General features: G+C 72.6%; 14 protein-coding genes. 8 read left to right on the plus strand and 6 right to left on the minus strand.

Going from position 1 to position 16,695, the window contains the following annotated elements; all coding sequences use genetic code 11:
- Nucleotides 1–371 precede the first annotated feature (371 nt).
- A complete protein-coding gene (gene aceE, locus R4Z62_RS09505) occupies nucleotides 372–3,119 on the plus strand; it encodes a pyruvate dehydrogenase (acetyl-transferring), homodimeric type (protein WP_491519552.1) in 2,748 nt (915 codons plus the stop codon).
- A gap of 108 nt (nucleotides 3,120–3,227) precedes the next feature.
- Here the strand turns inward: aceE and R4Z62_RS09510 are convergent, their stop codons facing one another.
- Together R4Z62_RS09510 and R4Z62_RS09515 are read right to left on the minus strand one after the other, a co-directional pair.
- Complete coding sequence (locus R4Z62_RS09510; protein ID WP_491521855.1) at nucleotides 3,228–3,536, minus strand: small hydrophobic protein; 309 nt, start codon at nucleotides 3,534–3,536, stop codon at nucleotides 3,228–3,230.
- Nucleotides 3,537–3,862: 326 nt separating this feature from the next.
- Nucleotides 3,863–5,398: an MFS transporter gene (locus R4Z62_RS09515; protein WP_382851634.1), complete on the minus strand. Its 1,536-nt coding sequence runs from the start codon at nucleotides 5,396–5,398 to the stop codon at nucleotides 3,863–3,865.
- Between the two features lie 203 nt (nucleotides 5,399–5,601).
- Here R4Z62_RS09515 and R4Z62_RS09520 point away from each other — a divergent pair, with 203 nt between their 5' ends.
- The 3 genes from R4Z62_RS09520 to R4Z62_RS09530 all read left to right on the plus strand — a co-directional run bounded on the left by R4Z62_RS09520 (nucleotide 5,602) and on the right by R4Z62_RS09530 (nucleotide 8,581).
- Nucleotides 5,602–6,267, plus strand: a complete 666-nt coding sequence (locus tag R4Z62_RS09520; protein WP_018570628.1) for a TetR family transcriptional regulator — start codon at nucleotides 5,602–5,604, stop codon at nucleotides 6,265–6,267.
- Between the two features lie 154 nt (nucleotides 6,268–6,421).
- Entirely contained in the window at nucleotides 6,422–7,639 is a 1,218-nt protein-coding gene (locus tag R4Z62_RS09525; RefSeq protein WP_064532992.1) for an alpha/beta hydrolase, read from the plus strand.
- Nucleotides 7,640–7,705: 66 nt separating this feature from the next.
- Nucleotides 7,706–8,581, plus strand: a complete 876-nt coding sequence (locus R4Z62_RS09530; RefSeq protein WP_491519553.1) for a DUF4429 domain-containing protein — start codon at nucleotides 7,706–7,708, stop codon at nucleotides 8,579–8,581.
- 41 nt (nucleotides 8,582–8,622) lie between these two features.
- Here the strand turns inward: R4Z62_RS09530 and R4Z62_RS09535 are convergent, their stop codons facing one another.
- Nucleotides 8,623–9,102, minus strand: a complete 480-nt coding sequence (locus R4Z62_RS09535; protein WP_064532994.1) for a MerR family transcriptional regulator — start codon at nucleotides 9,100–9,102, stop codon at nucleotides 8,623–8,625.
- A 107-nt stretch (nucleotides 9,103–9,209) separates the two neighbouring features.
- On the opposite strand from R4Z62_RS09535, the gene R4Z62_RS09540 reads away from it, so the two are divergent.
- Nucleotides 9,210–9,680, plus strand: coding sequence for a GNAT family N-acetyltransferase (locus R4Z62_RS09540; RefSeq protein ID WP_491519554.1), 471 nt, complete (start codon nucleotides 9,210–9,212; stop codon nucleotides 9,678–9,680).
- A gap of 28 nt (nucleotides 9,681–9,708) precedes the next feature.
- Here R4Z62_RS09540 and R4Z62_RS09545 read toward each other — a convergent pair whose 3' ends face one another.
- Both R4Z62_RS09545 and R4Z62_RS09550 read right to left on the minus strand, forming a co-directional pair.
- Nucleotides 9,709–10,416, minus strand: coding sequence for a L,D-transpeptidase family protein (locus R4Z62_RS09545; protein WP_107440609.1), 708 nt, complete (start codon nucleotides 10,414–10,416; stop codon nucleotides 9,709–9,711).
- Nucleotides 10,417–10,556: 140 nt separating this feature from the next.
- On the minus strand, nucleotides 10,557–12,710 hold the full coding sequence (locus R4Z62_RS09550) for a choice-of-anchor A family protein (protein ID WP_491519555.1): 2,154 nt from the start codon (nucleotides 12,708–12,710) through the stop codon (nucleotides 10,557–10,559).
- Nucleotides 12,711–12,872: 162 nt separating this feature from the next.
- Between R4Z62_RS09550 and R4Z62_RS09555 the strand changes: the two genes are divergently transcribed.
- The gene (locus R4Z62_RS09555; RefSeq protein WP_491519556.1) at nucleotides 12,873–13,697 is read left to right on the plus strand and encodes a serine hydrolase domain-containing protein; all 825 of its coding nucleotides are present in this window, start codon (nucleotides 12,873–12,875) and stop codon (nucleotides 13,695–13,697) included.
- Nucleotides 13,698–13,710: 13 nt separating this feature from the next.
- On the opposite strand, the gene R4Z62_RS09560 is transcribed toward R4Z62_RS09555, so the two are convergent.
- Complete coding sequence (locus tag R4Z62_RS09560; RefSeq protein WP_491519557.1) at nucleotides 13,711–14,379, minus strand: pirin family protein; 669 nt, start codon at nucleotides 14,377–14,379, stop codon at nucleotides 13,711–13,713.
- A 91-nt stretch (nucleotides 14,380–14,470) separates the two neighbouring features.
- On the opposite strand from R4Z62_RS09560, the gene R4Z62_RS09565 reads away from it, so the two are divergent.
- Both R4Z62_RS09565 and R4Z62_RS09570 read left to right on the plus strand, forming a co-directional pair.
- Nucleotides 14,471–15,676, plus strand: a complete 1,206-nt coding sequence (locus R4Z62_RS09565; RefSeq protein WP_491519558.1) for a PucR family transcriptional regulator — start codon at nucleotides 14,471–14,473, stop codon at nucleotides 15,674–15,676.
- Between the two features lie 89 nt (nucleotides 15,677–15,765).
- Complete coding sequence (locus R4Z62_RS09570) at nucleotides 15,766–16,683, plus strand: ACP S-malonyltransferase (protein ID WP_385490042.1); 918 nt, start codon at nucleotides 15,766–15,768, stop codon at nucleotides 16,681–16,683.
- The last annotated feature ends 12 nt before the right edge of the window (nucleotides 16,684–16,695 follow it).

Genomic DNA, 16,695 nt, shown 5'->3' on the forward strand with positions numbered 1-16,695 from the left:
AACGGTGACGTTCCCGGCTGTGTCGCCGCAACTCCTGACACGGTATCGCGCTCCGCGGTGACACACACCACACCCTTCTGCCCGCTTTTGCGTGTTTGGGAACCCCTGCTCGGCACGAGATCCGAAGGGGAACCCTTTCACCCCCCGGAGAGGCGGCCGCACCACCCCTGTTACCGGTGAGTAAAGATGACGTTTGCCTCACCCGAGGTACACGATGGGGAACGGTGCAGGCACACACAGACAGACGACCCGGAACGGAACAGAGCGAACAGAGCGAACAGAACGGCCAGAACCGCACAGCCCCGGGGAAACCCCAGCAAGAGCCCAGAGACGTCACAGATATGTCAGCCCTCTGACAGGTAAGGAACAGCGTGGCTTCCGGATCCGATCGAAACCCGATCATCATTGGCGGCCTTCCGAGTCAGGTTCCTGACTTCGATCCCGAGGAGACCCAGGAGTGGCTCGACTCGCTCGACGCAGCCGTCGACGAGCGAGGCCGGGAGCGGGCCCGCTACCTCATGCTCCGGCTGATCGAGCGCGCGCGGGAGAAGCGCGTGGCCGTGCCGGAGATGCGCAGCACGGACTACGTCAACACCATCCCCACCAAGAGCGAGCCGTTCTTCCCGGGCAACGAGGAGATCGAGCGCAAGATCCTCAACGCCACCCGCTGGAACGCCGCGGTGATGGTCTCCCGCGCCCAGCGCCCCGGGATCGGCGTCGGCGGCCACATCGCGACCTTCGCCTCCTCCGCCTCGCTCTACGACGTCGGCTTCAACCACTTCTTCCGCGGCAAGGACGACGGGCGCGGCGGCGACCAGGTCTTCTTCCAGGGCCACGCCTCACCGGGCATCTACGCGCGCGCGTACCTGCTGGACCGGCTGAGCGAACAGCACCTGGACGGCTTCCGCCAGGAGAAGTCCAAGGCGCCCCACGCCCTGTCCAGCTACCCGCACCCGCGCTCCATGCCGGACTTCTGGGAGTTCCCGACCGTCTCCATGGGCCTCGGCCCGATCGGGGCGATCTTCCAGGCCCGGATGAACCGGTACATGCAGGCGCGCGGCATCGCGGACACCTCCGACTCGCACGTGTGGGCCTTCCTCGGCGACGGTGAGATGGACGAGCCGGAGTCGCTGGGCCAGCTCTCCATCGCCGCCCGTGAGGGCCTGGACAACCTGACCTTCGTGGTCAACTGCAACCTCCAGCGCCTGGACGGCCCGGTGCGCGGCAACGGCAAGATCATCCAGGAGCTGGAGTCGGTCTTCCGCGGGGCCGGCTGGAACGTGATCAAGCTGATCTGGGACCGCACCTGGGACCCGCTGCTCGCCCAGGACCGCGACGGCATCCTGGTCAACCGGATGAACACCACCCCGGACGGCCAGTTCCAGACCTACGCTACCGAGTCCGGCGCCTACATCCGCGACCACTTCTTCGGCGACGACCACCGGCTGCGCGCCATGGTCGAGAACATGACCGACGACCAGATCCTGCACCTGGGCCGCGGCGGTCACGACCACCGCAAGATCTACGCGGCGTTCAAGGCGGCCGTGGAGCACAAGGGGCAGCCGACCGTCATCCTGGCCAAGACGGTCAAGGGCTGGACGCTGGGCCCGAACTTCGAGGGCCGCAACGCCACCCACCAGATGAAGAAGCTGACGGTCGACGACCTCAAGCGCTTCCGCGACCGGCTGCACCTGCCGATCTCCGACAAGGAGCTGGAGTCCGGCGCGCCGCCGTACTACCACCCGGGGCGCGACTCCGAGGAGATGCAGTACATGCACGACCGCCGCAAGCAGTGCGGCGGCTATGTCCCGACCCGGATCGTGCGCGCGAAGCCGCTGCCGCTGCCCGACGACAAGACGTACGCGTCCGTGAAGAAGGGCTCGGGGCAGCAGGCCATCGCGACCACCATGGCCTTTGTGCGGCTCCTGAAGGACCTCATGCGGGACAAGGAGATCGGCAAGCGGTTCGTGCTGATCGCACCGGACGAGTACCGCACCTTCGGCATGGACTCGTTCTTCCCGAGTGCGAAGATCTACAACCCGCTCGGCCAGCAGTACGAGTCGGTCGACCGCGATCTGCTGCTCGCCTACAAGGAGTCCCCGACCGGGCAGATGCTGCACGACGGCATCTCCGAGGCGGGCTGCACCGCCTCCGCCATCGCGGCGGGCTCGGCCTACGCCACCCACGGCGAGCCGCTGATCCCGGTCTACGTCTTCTACTCGATGTTCGGTTTCCAGCGCACCGGTGACCAGTTCTGGCAGATGGCCGACCAGCTCGCGCGCGGTTTCGTGCTGGGCGCGACCGCCGGCCGTACGACCCTGACCGGCGAGGGGCTCCAGCACGCCGACGGCCACTCGCAGCTGCTGGCCTCCACCAACCCGGCGTGCGTGGCCTACGACCCGGCGTACGGCTACGAGATCGCGCACATCGTGCAGGACGGCCTGCGCCGGATGTACGGCGGTGACGAGCAGCACCCGCACGGCGAGGACGTCTTCTACTACCTCACCGTCTACAACGAGCCGATCCGCCAGCCCGCCGAACCGGCCGACGTGGACGTCGAGGGCATCCTCAAGGGCATCCACCGGATCTCGGCGGGCACGGCGGGCGAGATCCCGGCGCAGATCATGGCCTCGGGCGTGGGCGTGCCCTGGGCACTGGAGGCGCAGCAGATCCTCGCCTCCGAGTGGAACGTCAAGGCGGACGTCTGGTCGGCCACCTCCTGGAACGAGCTGCGCCGCGAGGCCGTGGCCTGCGAGGAGCACAACCTGCTGCACCCGGAGGAGGAGCAGCGGGTGCCGTGGGTGACGCGGAAGCTGAGCGGCGCCGAGGGGCCGTTCGTGGCCGTCTCCGACTGGATGCGCTCGGTGCCGGACCAGATCGCGCGCTGGGTGCCCGGTCCGTACCAGTCGCTGGGCGCGGACGGGTTCGGCTTCGCCGACACCCGCGGGGCGGCCCGGCGGTTCTTCCACATCGACGCCCAGTCGGTCGTGGTGGCGGTGCTGACCGAGCTGGCGCGCCAGGGGAAGGTCGACCGCTCGCTGCTCAAGCAGGCGATCGACCGCTACCAGCTGCTCGACGTGACGGCGGCGCACCCGGGCGCGGCCGGGGGCGACGCGTAGCGGCCGGGCCCGCACCCGCACACCGCGAAGGGGCGGTGGAGCCTCGGCTCCACCGCCCCTTCGGCGTACGTCCGTCCCGCGCGCGGCGGGCGCCGTCCGTCCGGCCGCTCAGAGCACGCCGTGCCCCCAGGTCGCGGCTCCGGCGAGCGCGACCAGCGCGAGCAGGGTGTCTACGGCGCCCAGGACGAGGGCGACCAGGGCCGGGACGGAGCGGCTCGCGCCGGTCCAGCTGCGGCCCATCGACAGCCATCCGCAGACGACCGCCACCGGGCCGAGCACGATCCCGAGGGCGAAGAAGCCCGCGACCGCGCAGACGGTTCCGATGATCCCGAGCGTCGCGCGGTCCGGCCCCTCCCGGTGCCACGTCCGGCCCCGTGAACGGGGGTACCCGCGCGTTCGGTGTCCGAAGCCCGCCATCATCAACTCCTCGAACCCCGGGTCGGGTTGGAGTTCCATCGGGGTTCGGGGAGCGGGTACCCCGGTTCTGACGGGCCATCCGTACGGGCCGTCCGCACGGGCCGTCCGCGCAAGCCGCATGCCGCCTTCCGGCCCGGCCGACGCGCCGCCCCCCTCCGGCGGCGCGCCATGGACCGGCGCCCCCGCCGTTCCGCTCGTCCCGCTCGTCGGGGTCGTCTTCCCGTACCGGACATGGCCCACTGTCACCCGCGGCCGGGACCGGGGGCGGCGATTGCGCGGTGCGGTCACCCTGATAGGGGAAACCGCACCGGGCCGACCGCCGCGCGTCAGATGTGGCCGACGCCCGCGCCCGCCTCCGCGTTGACGCCGCGCTTGGTGAGCAGCGCGACCAGGACGGCCACCACGGCGACACCGGCGGCGACCAGCGAGGCGAGGCTCATCCCGGAGATGAACGTGTCGTGCGCGACGGAGGTGATCTTCGCGGCGACCTCCGCAGGCACCCCCTTCGGCACCGGGGCGACGCCGACCTGGACCGCCTCGGACGCCTGGTCCGCCTGGGCGGGGGTGAGCGGCGGCAGGCCCGCGTCCTTCCAGTTGCCCGGCAGCGCGTGGTCGACCTTGGAGGCCATCACGCCGCCCAGCACGGCCGTACCGAGGCTGCCGCCGATCTGCATGGCGGCCTGCTGGAGACCGCCGGCCACACCGGACAGCTCCATCGGGGCGTTGCCGACGATGACCTCGGTGGCGCCGACCATGACCGGGGCCAGGCCGAGGCCGAGCAGGGCGAACCAGACCGACATGGTGGCGCTGCCGGTGCCGGTGTCCAGGGTGGACATGCCGAACATGGCGAGGGCGGTGACGGCCATGCCGCCCGCGAGCGGGATGCGCGGTCCGGCCTTGGTGATCAGCGCGCCCGCGAGCGGCGAGCCGACGATCATCATGCCGGTCAGCGGCAGCAGGTGCAGACCCGCGCTGATCGGGCTCAGGCCGTGCACGTTCTGGAGGTAGAAGGTGACGAAGAAGAGGCCGCCGAGGAAGGCGATGGCCATCAGCACCATCAGGACCACACCGGCCGACAGCGGCACCGAGCGGAAGAGGCCGAGCGGGATCAGCGGCTCCTTGACCTTCGTCTCCCAGACGGAGAAGAGGACGAAGCCCAGTACGGACCCGGCGAGGAAGGCCCAGGTCTTGCCGTCGCCCCAGCCCCAGGCCGGGGCCTTGATGAGCGCCCACACCAGGCAGAACATCGCACCGGAGAGCAGCGCGATGCCGGGGATGTCGAAGGAGCGCGGCGCGTTCTCGGCGCGGTGGTCCAGCAGGATGAGCAGGCCGAGCACCAGGGCGAGGGCGCCGACCGGCACGTTGATGAAGAACACCGACTGCCAGTTGACGTGCTCGACGAGGACGCCGCCGAGGATCGGGCCACCGGCGGTGGAGGCGCCGATGACCATGCCCCAGATACCGATGGCCATGTTGAGCTTCTCGGCCGGGAAGGTGGCCCGCAGCAGGCCGAGCGCGGCCGGCATCAGCAGCGCGCCGAACAGGCCCTGGAGCACGCGGAAGACGACCACCATGGCGATGGTGCTCGACAGACCGATCGCGCCGGAGGCGGCGGCGAAGCCGGTCACGCCGATCAGGAAGGTCTGCCGGTGCCCGAAGCGGTCACCGAGCTTGCCCGCGGTGATCAGGGAGACGGCCAGCGCGAGGAAGTATCCGTTGGTGATCCACTGGACGTCGGCGAAGCTGGCGTGCAGGTCCTTCTGGATCGCCGGGTTGGCGATGGCCACGATGGTGCCGTCGAGGGCCACCATCATGACCCCTACGGCGACGGTGATGAGCGTGACCCACGGGTGTCCGCGCATCCCCTTGGCCGGTGCGGGGTCCGACAGGGCTGACGCCTTGTCCCCCGGCCCTGTCGTGTCGACGGTGGTCTGACTAGTCATACATTCGAGGCTAATGTCAGCGACTGACAAATGACAAACCAATTCACAAGTCGGTAACTGACATGTCAGCCTCCTATAGGCTGAACTGGGGAAACAGTTCGCCGAGAGGTCCGGAGAGGCACATGGAGACGGCGGGGACCGCCGAGGCGGCACCACCACCGGGGCTGCGTGAGCGCAAGAAGCAGCGCACCCGGGACGCCCTGCTGCGGGCCGCGCTGGAGCTGTTCACCACCGTCGGCTACGAGCGCACGACGGTGGATGGCATCGCCGAGGCCGTCGGCGTCTCGCAGCGCACCTTCTTCCGGTACTTCCCCGGCAAGGAGGAGGCCGCCTTCGCCGTGCAGGACATGGTGGAGGCGCACTTCGTCGAGGCGCTGCGCGCCCGTCCGCCGCACGAGGCCCCGCTGGAGGCGCTGCGCCAGGCGGTCCTGGAGGGCTGGGACACGATCAGCGACGCCGTGCTGAGCGTCGTGCCCGTCGAGCTGTATCTGCGGATGTTCTGCACCATCGAGTCGACGCCCGTCCTGCTCGCCGCGCAGCTGCGCCGTGCGGCGGAGACCGAGGAGCAGGTCGCCCGGCTGCTCGCCGCCCGCGAGGGCCTGGACGCGGACACCGATCCGCGCCCGCGGCTGCTGGTGGCCCTCTTCGGCGGGGCGATGCGGGTGACGGGCCGTCAGTGGAGCGCGGGCCCGGACCTCAGCCTGGAGGCGATCCGGACGCTCACCGCCGCGTACCTCGATCAGGTGGGTCCGGCGCTCACCGGGAACTGGCGGACCACCCGTCCGTGACCCCGCGGCACTTACCGCGCGGATCTTGAACTTCCGTATGCGCGGCCGATCTTGAACAGCCGTGCGGGCGGTGACACACGGCACGCCAAGTGAAACGTGATCCCGGTCACTCGATTGACGCGAGACCGCCCCGTTCTCCTAGTGTGTCCTCCCAGTGACTTCCTTCGACACCTCCCCGCAGCTCAACGTCTGGCGCGCGCTGCTCGCGCTGGCCGTGGTCTTCGTGATGCTGGCGACCACCGGCTGGACCGCCGTGCGCCACCAGCGCGGGACCACCGCCCTCCAGGCATCCCTGTCCGCCTGGGAGCACGGGAGCCTGCACGGGCACCGGCTGCCGGACCCCGAGGCGGGTTCCGCCCGGCTGACCCGCTTCTTCACCTCGCTCACCGCGCAGGACCGCACCCGGCTCGCGCACCGCTACCCGCTCGCGGTCGGCAACATGAACGGCGCCCCGGTACCGCTGCGCTATCTGGCCAACCGGGTCGCGCTCGGCCAGGCCCGGGACGTCGAACGCGAGCGCATGCACGACAGCAGGCTCTCCCCCGCCGGGCAGCAGGCCGCCGGCCGGCGGATGCACCGCTTCGCCTCGCTGCTGGGCACGGGCCGCCAGATCCTCGCCTTCGACCCCACCGGCTCCGGCCGCGTCGCCGAGGTCTTCGGCGACCTGCCCCGGGCCCAGCGGGTCTCCGTCGTCGTCCCCGGCGTCGACACCGACCTGATCACGTTCCGCAAGACCTACCGCCCCTACTCGGCGCCGTACGGCATGGCGCAGGCGCTGTACGCCGCCGAACGCACCGCCGCCCCCGCCACCCGCACCGCCGTGATCGCCTGGGCCGACTACACCGCGCCCAGCGGCATCGGCGTGGACGCGGCCACCGCGATGCGCGCCGAGGAGGGCGCGGTGCGGCTGAACAAGCTGCTGCGCGCGCTGCCCGGCAGCGCGCCCGTCGCCCTGTTCTGCCACAGCTACGGCTCGGTGCTCTGCGGGGTGGCCGCCCGGGAGCTGCCCGGCCGGGTCGCCGACATAGCGGTCGCCGCCAGCCCCGGCATGCGCGCCCAGAAGGCGTCCCGCCTGAACACCTCGGCGCACGTCTGGGCGATGCGGGACGCCACCGACTGGATCCGCGACGTGCCCTACCTGGAGCTGGGCGGTCTCGGCCACGGCGCCGACCCGGTCTCCGGCGCCTTCGGCGCCCGGGTGCTGTCCGCCGAGACGGCCGAGGGCCACGCCGGCTACTTCGAGCCGGGCACCGACAGCCTGGCCAACTTCGCCGAGATCGGCGTCGGCGCGTACGACGCCGTGCGGTGCGCCCATGACAATGACGGATGCCGGGCGGGTTTGTCCGGCACGACGACGGCCGAACGCGCGTAGAGACAGCAGGAAGTGCGGTCCGCCAGGGGAGGGACGAAGCAGCGCGTGCCCCCTACGATGAGCCGCATGGGTGACGTACTGGCCGGATTTCACGCTGCCTGGGAGTTCGCGTCCGATTCCGTGCTCATCCGTTACGAACGGGGGATACGGACACCGAAGCTCTTCCAGGCACTCGGCGAGCGCCGCGTTCCGCTGGACGCGCTCGCGTCGGTGACGCTCACGCCGGGGCGGCGCGGGACCGTGGTCCTGCGCGCCGCACCGCGGCCGGGCGCCGATCCGCTGATGGACGCGGCCGACGGGCAGCTCAAGGAGGGCTGCGACCCCTACCGGCTGGTGCTGCCCGCCGACCGCGAGGCCCTCGCCGGGCGCTACGCCGACGAGCTGAACGCCCGGCTCACCGGGAGCGGGCCCGCCGACCGCCATCTGGTGGCCGCGCCCGAGCCGCCGCTCCAGTTCAAGGCGTACGACGGCAAGGCGTCCTTCGACGGCGGCGCCGTGCGCTTCCGCTGGTCCTGGACCGGGGCGTCCTCGGCCAAGTGGAAGACGGGCGACCAGCACTTCCCGGTGGCCGCGCTGAGCGGGGTGGAGTGGCGCTCCCCGGAGTCCTTCGAGGGCCATCTGCGGCTGCTGCCGCGCGAGGGCTGCGGGGCGGCCGGCGCCACCGCGGGCGCGGGGCAGCCGCCGCAGCCCGACCAGGACCCGGCGGCGGTGGTGTTCGGCCGCGGCTACGGGCCGGTGCACGAGTCGCTGCCGTTCGCGGCGGCGGTGCTGGCCGCGGTGCGGGTGGCCGCGCCCGCGCCCGCGCTGTCGGTCCCGGCGGCCCGCCGCGACCCCGCCGACATCGCGGAGCGGATCCGCCACCTCGGGGAGCTGCACCAGGCGGGTCTGGTGACGGACGAGGAGTTCTCGGTGAAGAAGGCGGAGCTGCTCGCCGAGCTGTGAGCCCGCCGCCGGGCCGTACGGCCGGGGCGGGCCCGGACGGCTCAGCGGGCCCCGCTCCCGGCCGCCGCGTAGAAGCCGATCTTGCCGTCCAGCACGGCCAGGGTGTCCTGGAGTTCGGCGATCCGGGACAGCACGTCCCGGCGGGTCGCCTCCAGCAGCTCGAACCGCTCCCCGTACGTCTGCTCGCCCTGGCGCACCAGCTCCGCGTACCGCACCATGTCGGCCACCGGCATGCCGGTCCGCCGCAGCTTGCCGACCAGGCCGAGCCAGTCCAGGTCGCGGTTGCTGTAGCGGCGCTGGCCGGTGTGCGAGCGGTCGACGTGGGCCATCAGGCCGATCCGCTCGTACCAGCGCAGGGTGTGGGCGGTCAGCCCGGTGAAGGCGACGACCTCGCTGATGGTGTAGCTGTCCTGTCCGTCCGGGCGCGGACGCCGCCGCGGCTCGGCGCACAGGCCGGTGCTGGTGTCCTCGCTCTGCGGCGTCTCCCGGGTGGCCACGGCCGTGGTCTGCGTCACCGTCATGGTCCCCACGCTAGGGCCTTGGAGTGCGCTCGAAGCAAGGGCGGTCCCCCGGCCGGGCGGGAAAAGCGCGGGACACGGGCGGACGGCAATGACTAGCGTGCGAAGGCATGAGTCTCGTACGACGTGCCGAACCCGCGGACGCCGCCGAAGTGCTGCGGCTGCGCCAGGTGATGATCGACTCGCTGCCCGGTTCCGATCCGTCCACCGCGTGGCACCAGCGGTCCCTGCCCGCCCTGCGGGCCCGGCTGGGCGACCCGGACGGCGGCTTCGCGGCCTTCGTCGTCGACCACCCCGAGCGGCCCGGAGCGCTGGCGGCGCTGGTGGCCGGGACGGTCGACTACCGCATCGGGAAGGCCGGCGACCCGACCGGCACGGTGGGCTACGTCTTCAGTGTCGCCACCGACTCCGACGCCCGCAGGCGCGGGTACGCGCGCGCGTGCATGGGCACGCTGCTGGAGTGGTTCCGCGAGCGCGGTGCGCGCCGGATCCAGCTCACCGCCTCCGCCGAGGCCGCCCCGCTGTACGCCTCGCTCGGCTTCCGTCCGAAGCCGGACCCGCTGCTGGAACTGCTGCTCTGAGACCGGGGCCCCGCCTTTCCCGGCCGGGTCAGCCCGCGGTGCCGGGCTTGGTGCCCCAGACGTAGACGGCGTCGTGCAGGGCGAGCAGGTCCCACAGGGCCGCCGCGTCGCTCACCGTGAGGTTGACGCAGCCGGCCGAGCCGCCGCCGTCGTAGAGGTTGCCCGGGTGCCCGTGCAGGGCCTGTCCGCCGTCGAAGAACTGCGAGTACGGCATCGGGGCGTCGTCGTACAGCGAGGAGACGTGGTCCTTGTCGCGCCAGTAGACGGAGTGCCAGCCGGGCCGGGTCTCCTGGGTGTCGCGGCCGGTGCGGATCGGCACCGGGCGGAAGTCGACGTGCGCGCCGGTCTGCACCCACAGCAGCTGCCGGTCCATGTCGACGCAGGTGACCCGGTAGCCGCGCACCGGGCAGTGGCCGGCCGCGTTGGGGTCGGCCGCGGCCTGCGCGGCGAGCATGTAGCGGTAGGTGGCCAGGTCCGCGTAGCCGTCGGTGCGGGGGACCTGGTGCGCGTTCTGGAAGGCGCGCACGGCCTCGCAGTCCGCCGGGGACTGGATCCCGTCGACGGGCAGGCCGAGGTACTGCTCCAGCGGCCGCTGGTAGGGGCCGGTCGGCGCGGTGCACTCGGCGGCCGCGCCGCCGGGAGCGGCGGCGGCGCCCGGCACGGCGAGCGCCACGCAGGCCAGCGCCGCCACCGTTGCGGTGGCGGCGCCGGATATGCGGATACGGGCAGGACCCACGGCGGAGACCTCCTGAGCGGAGCGGGCTTCTCCTGCCAGTGAAGCGCCGGGCCGCTCCGGCCGCCCTGGGGAGGACGGCCGAACCGGTGAACGGACCGGGGGCCCGGCCCGCCCGTCAGCGGGTCGGCGGACCCGGTCGGTCAGTACCCGTACGAGCAGTCCTTGCCCTTGCAGGGCTCGCCGCGCTCGTTGGAGAGGCTGACGTCCACGGCGGTGGAGCTGTCGGTCACCCGGTAGGGACCGGAGACCGGGTTGCCGGGCAGGACGTAGCCCTCGGGCACGGCCGTCTCGCGCAGGTAGTACTCGCCGGCCGGGAGGTCGTCGAAGGCGCAGTGGCCCGCGGAGTCGGTCGAGCAGCCGCCGCCGACCCGGGTGTCCGGGTCCGCGCCGGTGGTCTGGAGACCGGGGACGCCGTTGGTCTCGCGCCAGGCCTCGAACACGGCACCCGCCAGCGGGCTGCCGTCCTTGCGGTCGGTCTTGGTCAGGTGGATGGCGCCGTTGCCGTGCGGGACGCTGGAGCGGGTGTCGGCGGCCACAGCCTGCACACCGGCCTCCGCGTTGGCCTCGGTGAGGGTCAGCGGGCCGAACACGTCCGGGTCGGGCAGGTCGTAGCCGTCGGGGGCCGCGGTCTCCCGCCAGTAGTACGTGCCCGTCTCGACCGTGACCGAGCAGCGGCCGTTGGTGCCCGTGGTGCAGGAGGTGACCTGGGTGTCCGGGTTCGCGCCCGTGGTCTGGAGACCGGCCTCGCCGTTGGTCTCGCGCCACAGCTCGAAGTCGGCGCCCTCCAGCACGTCACCGGTATCGGCGTCGGTCTTGAGGATGCGCACCTCGCCGCTGACCGGCGGCACGGTGCTGCGGGTGTCCTTGGCCACGGCCTGCACGCCCTGCGCCGCGTTGTCGGCGGTGAGGGTCAGCGGGCCGAAGACGTTCGGGTCGGGCAGGTCGTAGCCGTCGGGGGCCGCGGTCTCCCGCCAGTAGTACGTGCCGGTCGCCACGGTCACCCCGCAGCGTCCGTCGTCGCCGGTGGTGCAGGAGGTGACTCGGGTGTCCGGGTCGGCGCCCGTGGTCTGGAGACCGGGGACGTCGTTGGTCTCGCGCCACAGCTCGAAGTCGGCGCCCGGCAGGGTGTCGCCGGTGGTCGCGTCGGTCTTCACCACGCGCACCTCGCCCGTGGTCGGGCCGGTGCCGCCGCAGTCGGGCAGGTCGCCGTCGAAGGGATAGGCGTGGAACTCCTGGCCGCCGCCGCCCGTCGCCGCGCTGGTGTGGGTGAGCGAACCGGTCGTGAAGAAACGGCCGTTGATGCCGGGCAGGGTGACGGTCGTCATCGACGCCTGGTCGCCCATGAGGAAGCTGCCCTGCATCTGCCCGGTGCCGCTGAGGTGGACCGTGGTGGCGTCGGGGAAGTTCCACAGCAGCCGCTCGCGGTAGGCGTTGAGCGGGTCGGTGCTGTCGTCGATGCCGCCGCTGTAGGTGTTGATGGTGCGGTCGCCGCCGACGATGTTGACCAGGACGGTGGCGTCGGCGGGGACGTTCTCGAAGACGATGCCCTGCTGGCCGCCGCCGGGCGCGGTCAGGTCGAAGTCGACGTTGAAGACCTGGAGGGCGGAGGTCCCGTCGCCCCGGAACACGGTCTGGCCGCCTTCGTTGACGGCGGTGCCGGTCGCCTGCCGGGGCTGGCCGCCGACGCGGGCGTAGCACTGGCTGGCCGCGGTGAGCTGGTTCCTGAGCGCCGTGTACGGCTGGGCGGCGTCCGGGTCGTGGACGAGTTCGCCGTTGACCGTGCCGGACTCGGTGCCCGCGTAGCGCACGATGCCCCGCTCGCCGAGGATCCCGCCGGTGGTCTCCAGCCGCTGGCCGGGCGCGATGGTGACATTGCCGCCGGTGGTCAGGAAGTCCGCGTCGGTGGGCGGCGGTACGCGCGAACCCACGCCGACGATGCCGAGGTTGTACAGGCTGCTGCCGGCCGGGTCCTTGTTCTGGTCGAAGTCGTCGAGGACGACGACCCGGCCCTCCGCCTCCGCGGCCCGGCCGCGCACCAGGAAGTCGTCGCCGACGAAGATGTTGATGGCGTTGTCGCGGCCGGCGAGGGGCCCGTTGTTGATGCCGGGGAACGGGTTCGGGCAGGAGCCGGGGACACACGGGCCGAGGCCGCCCGGGAGCGGCGCGGCGTGGGCGGGGGCCGCGCCGAGCCCGAGGGCGAGGGCGGGCGCCGCCGCCGCGGCCAGGGCCCAGGCGGTTCCGGTGGCACCGACGCGGGTACGCAGCGCGCCGAGGTGCTGGGAGAAGCGTTTCATGGGGGGCATGGTGGTCAGCCCCGGTGGCCGGACCGGACGCGTGACACGTGCGGCTGAGCGCATCTCGCGACGTTTCTCATTCGACCGGAGCACCTCGGAGGGGTATTTGTCACACCGGTGGTCCGGTCCTGGGCGCGCGGCCCGGCCGCGTAGGCTCGGCGCATGTCGTTGAACAGCCTGGCGTCGATCGAGAACTGGCCGGTGCCCACCGCCGCGGCGGGCGTGGTCCGCGCGGACGGCACGGTCGTAGGCACCCACGGCCCCACGGGGCACCGCTTCCCGCTGGCCTCGGTGACCAAGCCGCTGGCCGCCTACGCGGTCCTCGTCGCCTACGAGGAGGGCGCCGTCGAGCTGGACGAGCCGGCCGGGCCGCCCGGTGCCACGGTCCGCCATCTGCTCGCCCACACCTCGGGGCTGGCCTTCGACGAGCACCGGGTGACGGCGCCGCCCGGTGAGCGGCGGCTGTACTCCAACGCCGGTTTCGAGCAGCTCGGCGACCATGTGGCCAAGGCGACGGACATCCCCTTCGGGGAGTACGCGCGCCAGGCGGTGCTGGAACCGCTGGGCATGACCGCGACCGTCCTGGACGGCTCCCCCGCCAAGGACGGCGTCTCCACCGTCGAGGACCTGCTGCGCTTCGCCGCCGAACTCCAGGCCCCCCGCCTGCTGGACCCGCGCACGGTCGCCGGGGCGATGACCGTCCAGTACCCGGGCACCAAGGGCGTCCTGCCGGGCTACGGCCACCAGAACCCCAACGACTGGGGCCTCGGCTTCGAGATCCGCGACGCCAAGTCCCCGCACTGGACGGGTACTTCCTCCTCCCCGCGCACCTTCGGCCACTTCGGCCAGTCCGGCACCTTCCTGTGGACCGACCCCGACGCGGGCGCGTCCTGCGTCGCCCTGACCGACCGCGCCTTCGGCCCCTGGGCGATCGAGGCGTGGCCGGCCTTCACGGACGGGGTGCTGGCGGAACTCCGGGGCGTGTGAGGGGTTCTGCGGGCTACCGCCCGCGCAGTTCCCACACCAGCACTTCGGCGGCGCCCACCGCCACCGCCTCCCGCTCGGCCTCGGCCGGGGCGGTGAGGCGGGCCGCGTCGCCCGGGGCCAAGAGGTGGCCGGGCAGGCGCAGTTCGCCGCGCACGACGTGGACGTACACGTGCGGGGCGGACGGGAGCAGGGCGCGTCCGCCCGCGCGCAGGCGCAGGACGCGCAGGGTGGCGCCCGCCCCGGGCACGGGGTACGAAGTGTCGGCGGGCAGGGCGCGTACGGCCTCGTAGCGGGGCTCGCCGCCGGGGTGCAGCGGGGTCAGCCACATCTGGACGAAGGTCAGCGGGACGTCCGCGTCGTTGCGTTCGGTGTGGCGCACGCCGGCCGCGGCGGACAGGTGCTGGAGGTCGCCGGGGCGGATCACCGTGCGGCGGCCGGTGGAGTCGCGGTGGGTCAGTTCGCCCTCGACGACCCAGGTGACGATCTCGGTGTGGCTGTGCGGGTGTTCGGCGAAGCCCGCGCCGGGGGCCAGGTGCTCCTCGTTGCAGGCGATCAGGGCGCCGTGGCCGAGGTTGTCCGGGTCGTAGTGGGGGCCGAAGGAGAAGGCGTGCCGGGTGCTGATCCCGGCGCCCTCGTCGCCGCCCGGGTAGCGGTCCGCGGCGCGTCGTACGTCCGTGCTCACGCGCCCCACCGTAGCCCCGCGGGACGGGGCCGCGGGCCCCCGGTCCGACCCGCGGCACGCACGCACGTCCGGATAAGGCAGTCTTGTCCCCGTGCCCGAACCCGAATCCCACCGCCCCGAAGCCGCCGCCCGCCCCGCCCACCGGCACTCCGCGACCCTGAAACGGCTGGAGAGGTCCTCCGGGTCGCTCGCCGCGCAGGCCATCGCGCGGATGGACGAATCGCTGCCGTGGTACCGGGCCATGCCACCGGAGAACCGGTCCTGGATCGGCCTTGTGGCCCAGGCGGGCATCGCCGCGTTCACCGAGTGGTTCCGGCACCCGGACGCCCCGCAGGCGATCTCCACCGATGTGTTCGGGACGGCGCCGCGCGAGCTGACGCGGGCGATCACGCTGCGGCAGACCGTGGAGATGGTGCGCACCACCATCGAGGTCATGGAGAGCGCCATCGACGAGGTGGCCGCGCCCGGCGACGAGAACGTGCTGCGCGAGGCGCTGCTCGTGTACGCCCGGGAGATCGCCTTCGCCACCGCCCAGGTCTACGCCCAGGCCGCCGAGGCACGCGGTGCCTGGGACGCGCGCCTGGAGTCGCTGGTGGTGAACGCGGTGCTCAGCGGGGAGGCCGACGAGGGCGCCGTGTCGCGGGCCGCCGCGCTCGGCTGGAACTCGCCCGACCATGTGTGCGTGGTGCTGGGCACCGCGCCCGAGGGCGACTCCGAGCTGACCGTGGAGGCCATCCGGCGGGCCGCCCGGCACGCCAAGCTCCAGGTGCTGACCGGGGTGCTCGGCGACCGTCTGGTGGTGATCGCGGGCGGCGACGACAATCCGCTGGCCGTGGCCAGGTCGCTGATCGGGCCGTACGCGGCCGGGCCGGTGGTGGCCGGGCCGATCGTGCCCGACCTGCTGGCCGCCACCCGGTCCGCGCAGGCCGCCGCGGCCGGTCTCAAAGCCTGTTTCGCCTGGCAGGACGCGCCCCGCCCGGTGCTGGCGGACGATCTGCTGCCGGAGCGCGCCATCGCCGGGGATCCGAGCGCCCGGGAGCAGTTGGTAGAGGAGATCTACAGACCGCTGGAGGAGGCCGGGTCCGCGCTCCTGGAGACGCTGAGTGTCTATCTGGAGCAGGCGAGCAGTCTGGAGGGGGCGGCCCGGATGCTCTTCGTTCACCCGAACACCGTGCGCTACCGGCTCCGACGTGTGACTGACGTCACCGGATGGTCCCCCTCCGATGTACGATCCGCGTTCACGCTGCGGATCGCCCTGATCCTGGGGCGTCTGGCCGATGGAGATACCCAGGCCTAGCCTTTTGTCGGGGGTCCACAAAACCCCTCAGTGTTCTTCGTCCCTGTCCTCACGGGCGGCCATGCCCGTCCCCAAGAGAGAGTGTGAGAGTGCTCGTACTCGTCGCTCCCGGCCAGGGCGCCCAGACGCCCGGCTTCCTGACCCCCTGGCTCGAACTGCCCGGTGCCGCCGATCGTGTGGCCGCCTGGTCGGACGCCATCGGCCTGGACCTCGTCCACTACGGGACGCAGGCCGACGCGGACGCCATCCGTGACACCGCGGTGGCGCAGCCGCTGCTGGTCGCCGCCGGGATCCTGTCGGCCGCGGCACTCGGTGACGTGGCACCCGATGCCGTCGCCGGGCACAGCGTGGGCGAGATCACCGCCGCGGCCTTCGCGGGCGTGCTGGGCGACACCGCGGCGCTGACCCTGGTCCGCCGGCGCGGGCTGGCGATGGCCGAGGCCGCCGCGATCACCGCGACGGGCATGTCGGCGCTGCTCGGCGGCGACCCCGAGGTCTCCGTCGCGCACCTGGAGAAGCTGGGCCTGACCCCGGCGAACGTCAACGGCGCGGGCCAGATCGTGGCCGCCGGCACCCTGGAGCAGCTCGCCGAGCTGGCCGAGAACAAGCCGGAGGGCGTGCGCAAGGTCGTGCCGCTGAAGGTGGCCGGTGCCTTCCACACCGCCCACATGGCCCCCGCGGTCGACCGGCTCGCCGAGGCCGCGAAGGCGCTGGAGCCGGGCGACCCGAAGGTCACCTACGTCTCCAACAAGGACGGCCGGGCCGTGACGAGCGGCGCCGAGGTCGTGGAGCGGCTGGTCGGCCAGGTCGCCAACCCGGTCCGCTGGGACCTGTGCATGAAGACCTTCGAGGAGCTGGGCGCCACCGCGCTGGTCGAGGTGTGCCCGGGTGGCACGCTGACCGGTCTGGCCAAGCGGGCGCTGCCCGGCGTGCGGACGCTGGCGCTGAAGACCCCCGACGACCTCGACGCGGCCCGCGAGCTCATCGCCGAGCACGCGAACGCCTGACGACCGAAGGAG

The sequence above is a fragment of the Streptomyces sp. PL-25 genome, from assembly GCF_058344915.1.

Excerpts from the sequence above, each read along its gene's own strand:
- R4Z62_RS09510 (WP_491521855.1), bottom strand. The coding sequence starts at position 3,536 with ATGGCGGGCTTCGGACACCGAACGCGCGGGTACCCCCGTTCACGGGGC.
- R4Z62_RS09515 (WP_382851634.1), bottom strand. The coding sequence starts at position 5,398 with ATGCGCGGACACCCGTGGGTCACGCTCATCACCGTCGCCGTAGGGGTC.
- R4Z62_RS09520 (WP_018570628.1), top strand. The coding sequence starts at position 5,602 with ATGGAGACGGCGGGGACCGCCGAGGCGGCACCACCACCGGGGCTGCGT.
- R4Z62_RS09530 (WP_491519553.1), top strand. The coding sequence starts at position 7,706 with ATGGGTGACGTACTGGCCGGATTTCACGCTGCCTGGGAGTTCGCGTCC.
- R4Z62_RS09535 (WP_064532994.1), bottom strand. The coding sequence starts at position 9,102 with ATGACGGTGACGCAGACCACGGCCGTGGCCACCCGGGAGACGCCGCAG.
- R4Z62_RS09540 (WP_491519554.1), top strand. The coding sequence starts at position 9,210 with ATGAGTCTCGTACGACGTGCCGAACCCGCGGACGCCGCCGAAGTGCTG.
- R4Z62_RS09550 (WP_491519555.1), bottom strand. The coding sequence starts at position 12,710 with ATGAAACGCTTCTCCCAGCACCTCGGCGCGCTGCGTACCCGCGTCGGT.
- R4Z62_RS09555 (WP_491519556.1), top strand. The coding sequence starts at position 12,873 with ATGTCGTTGAACAGCCTGGCGTCGATCGAGAACTGGCCGGTGCCCACC.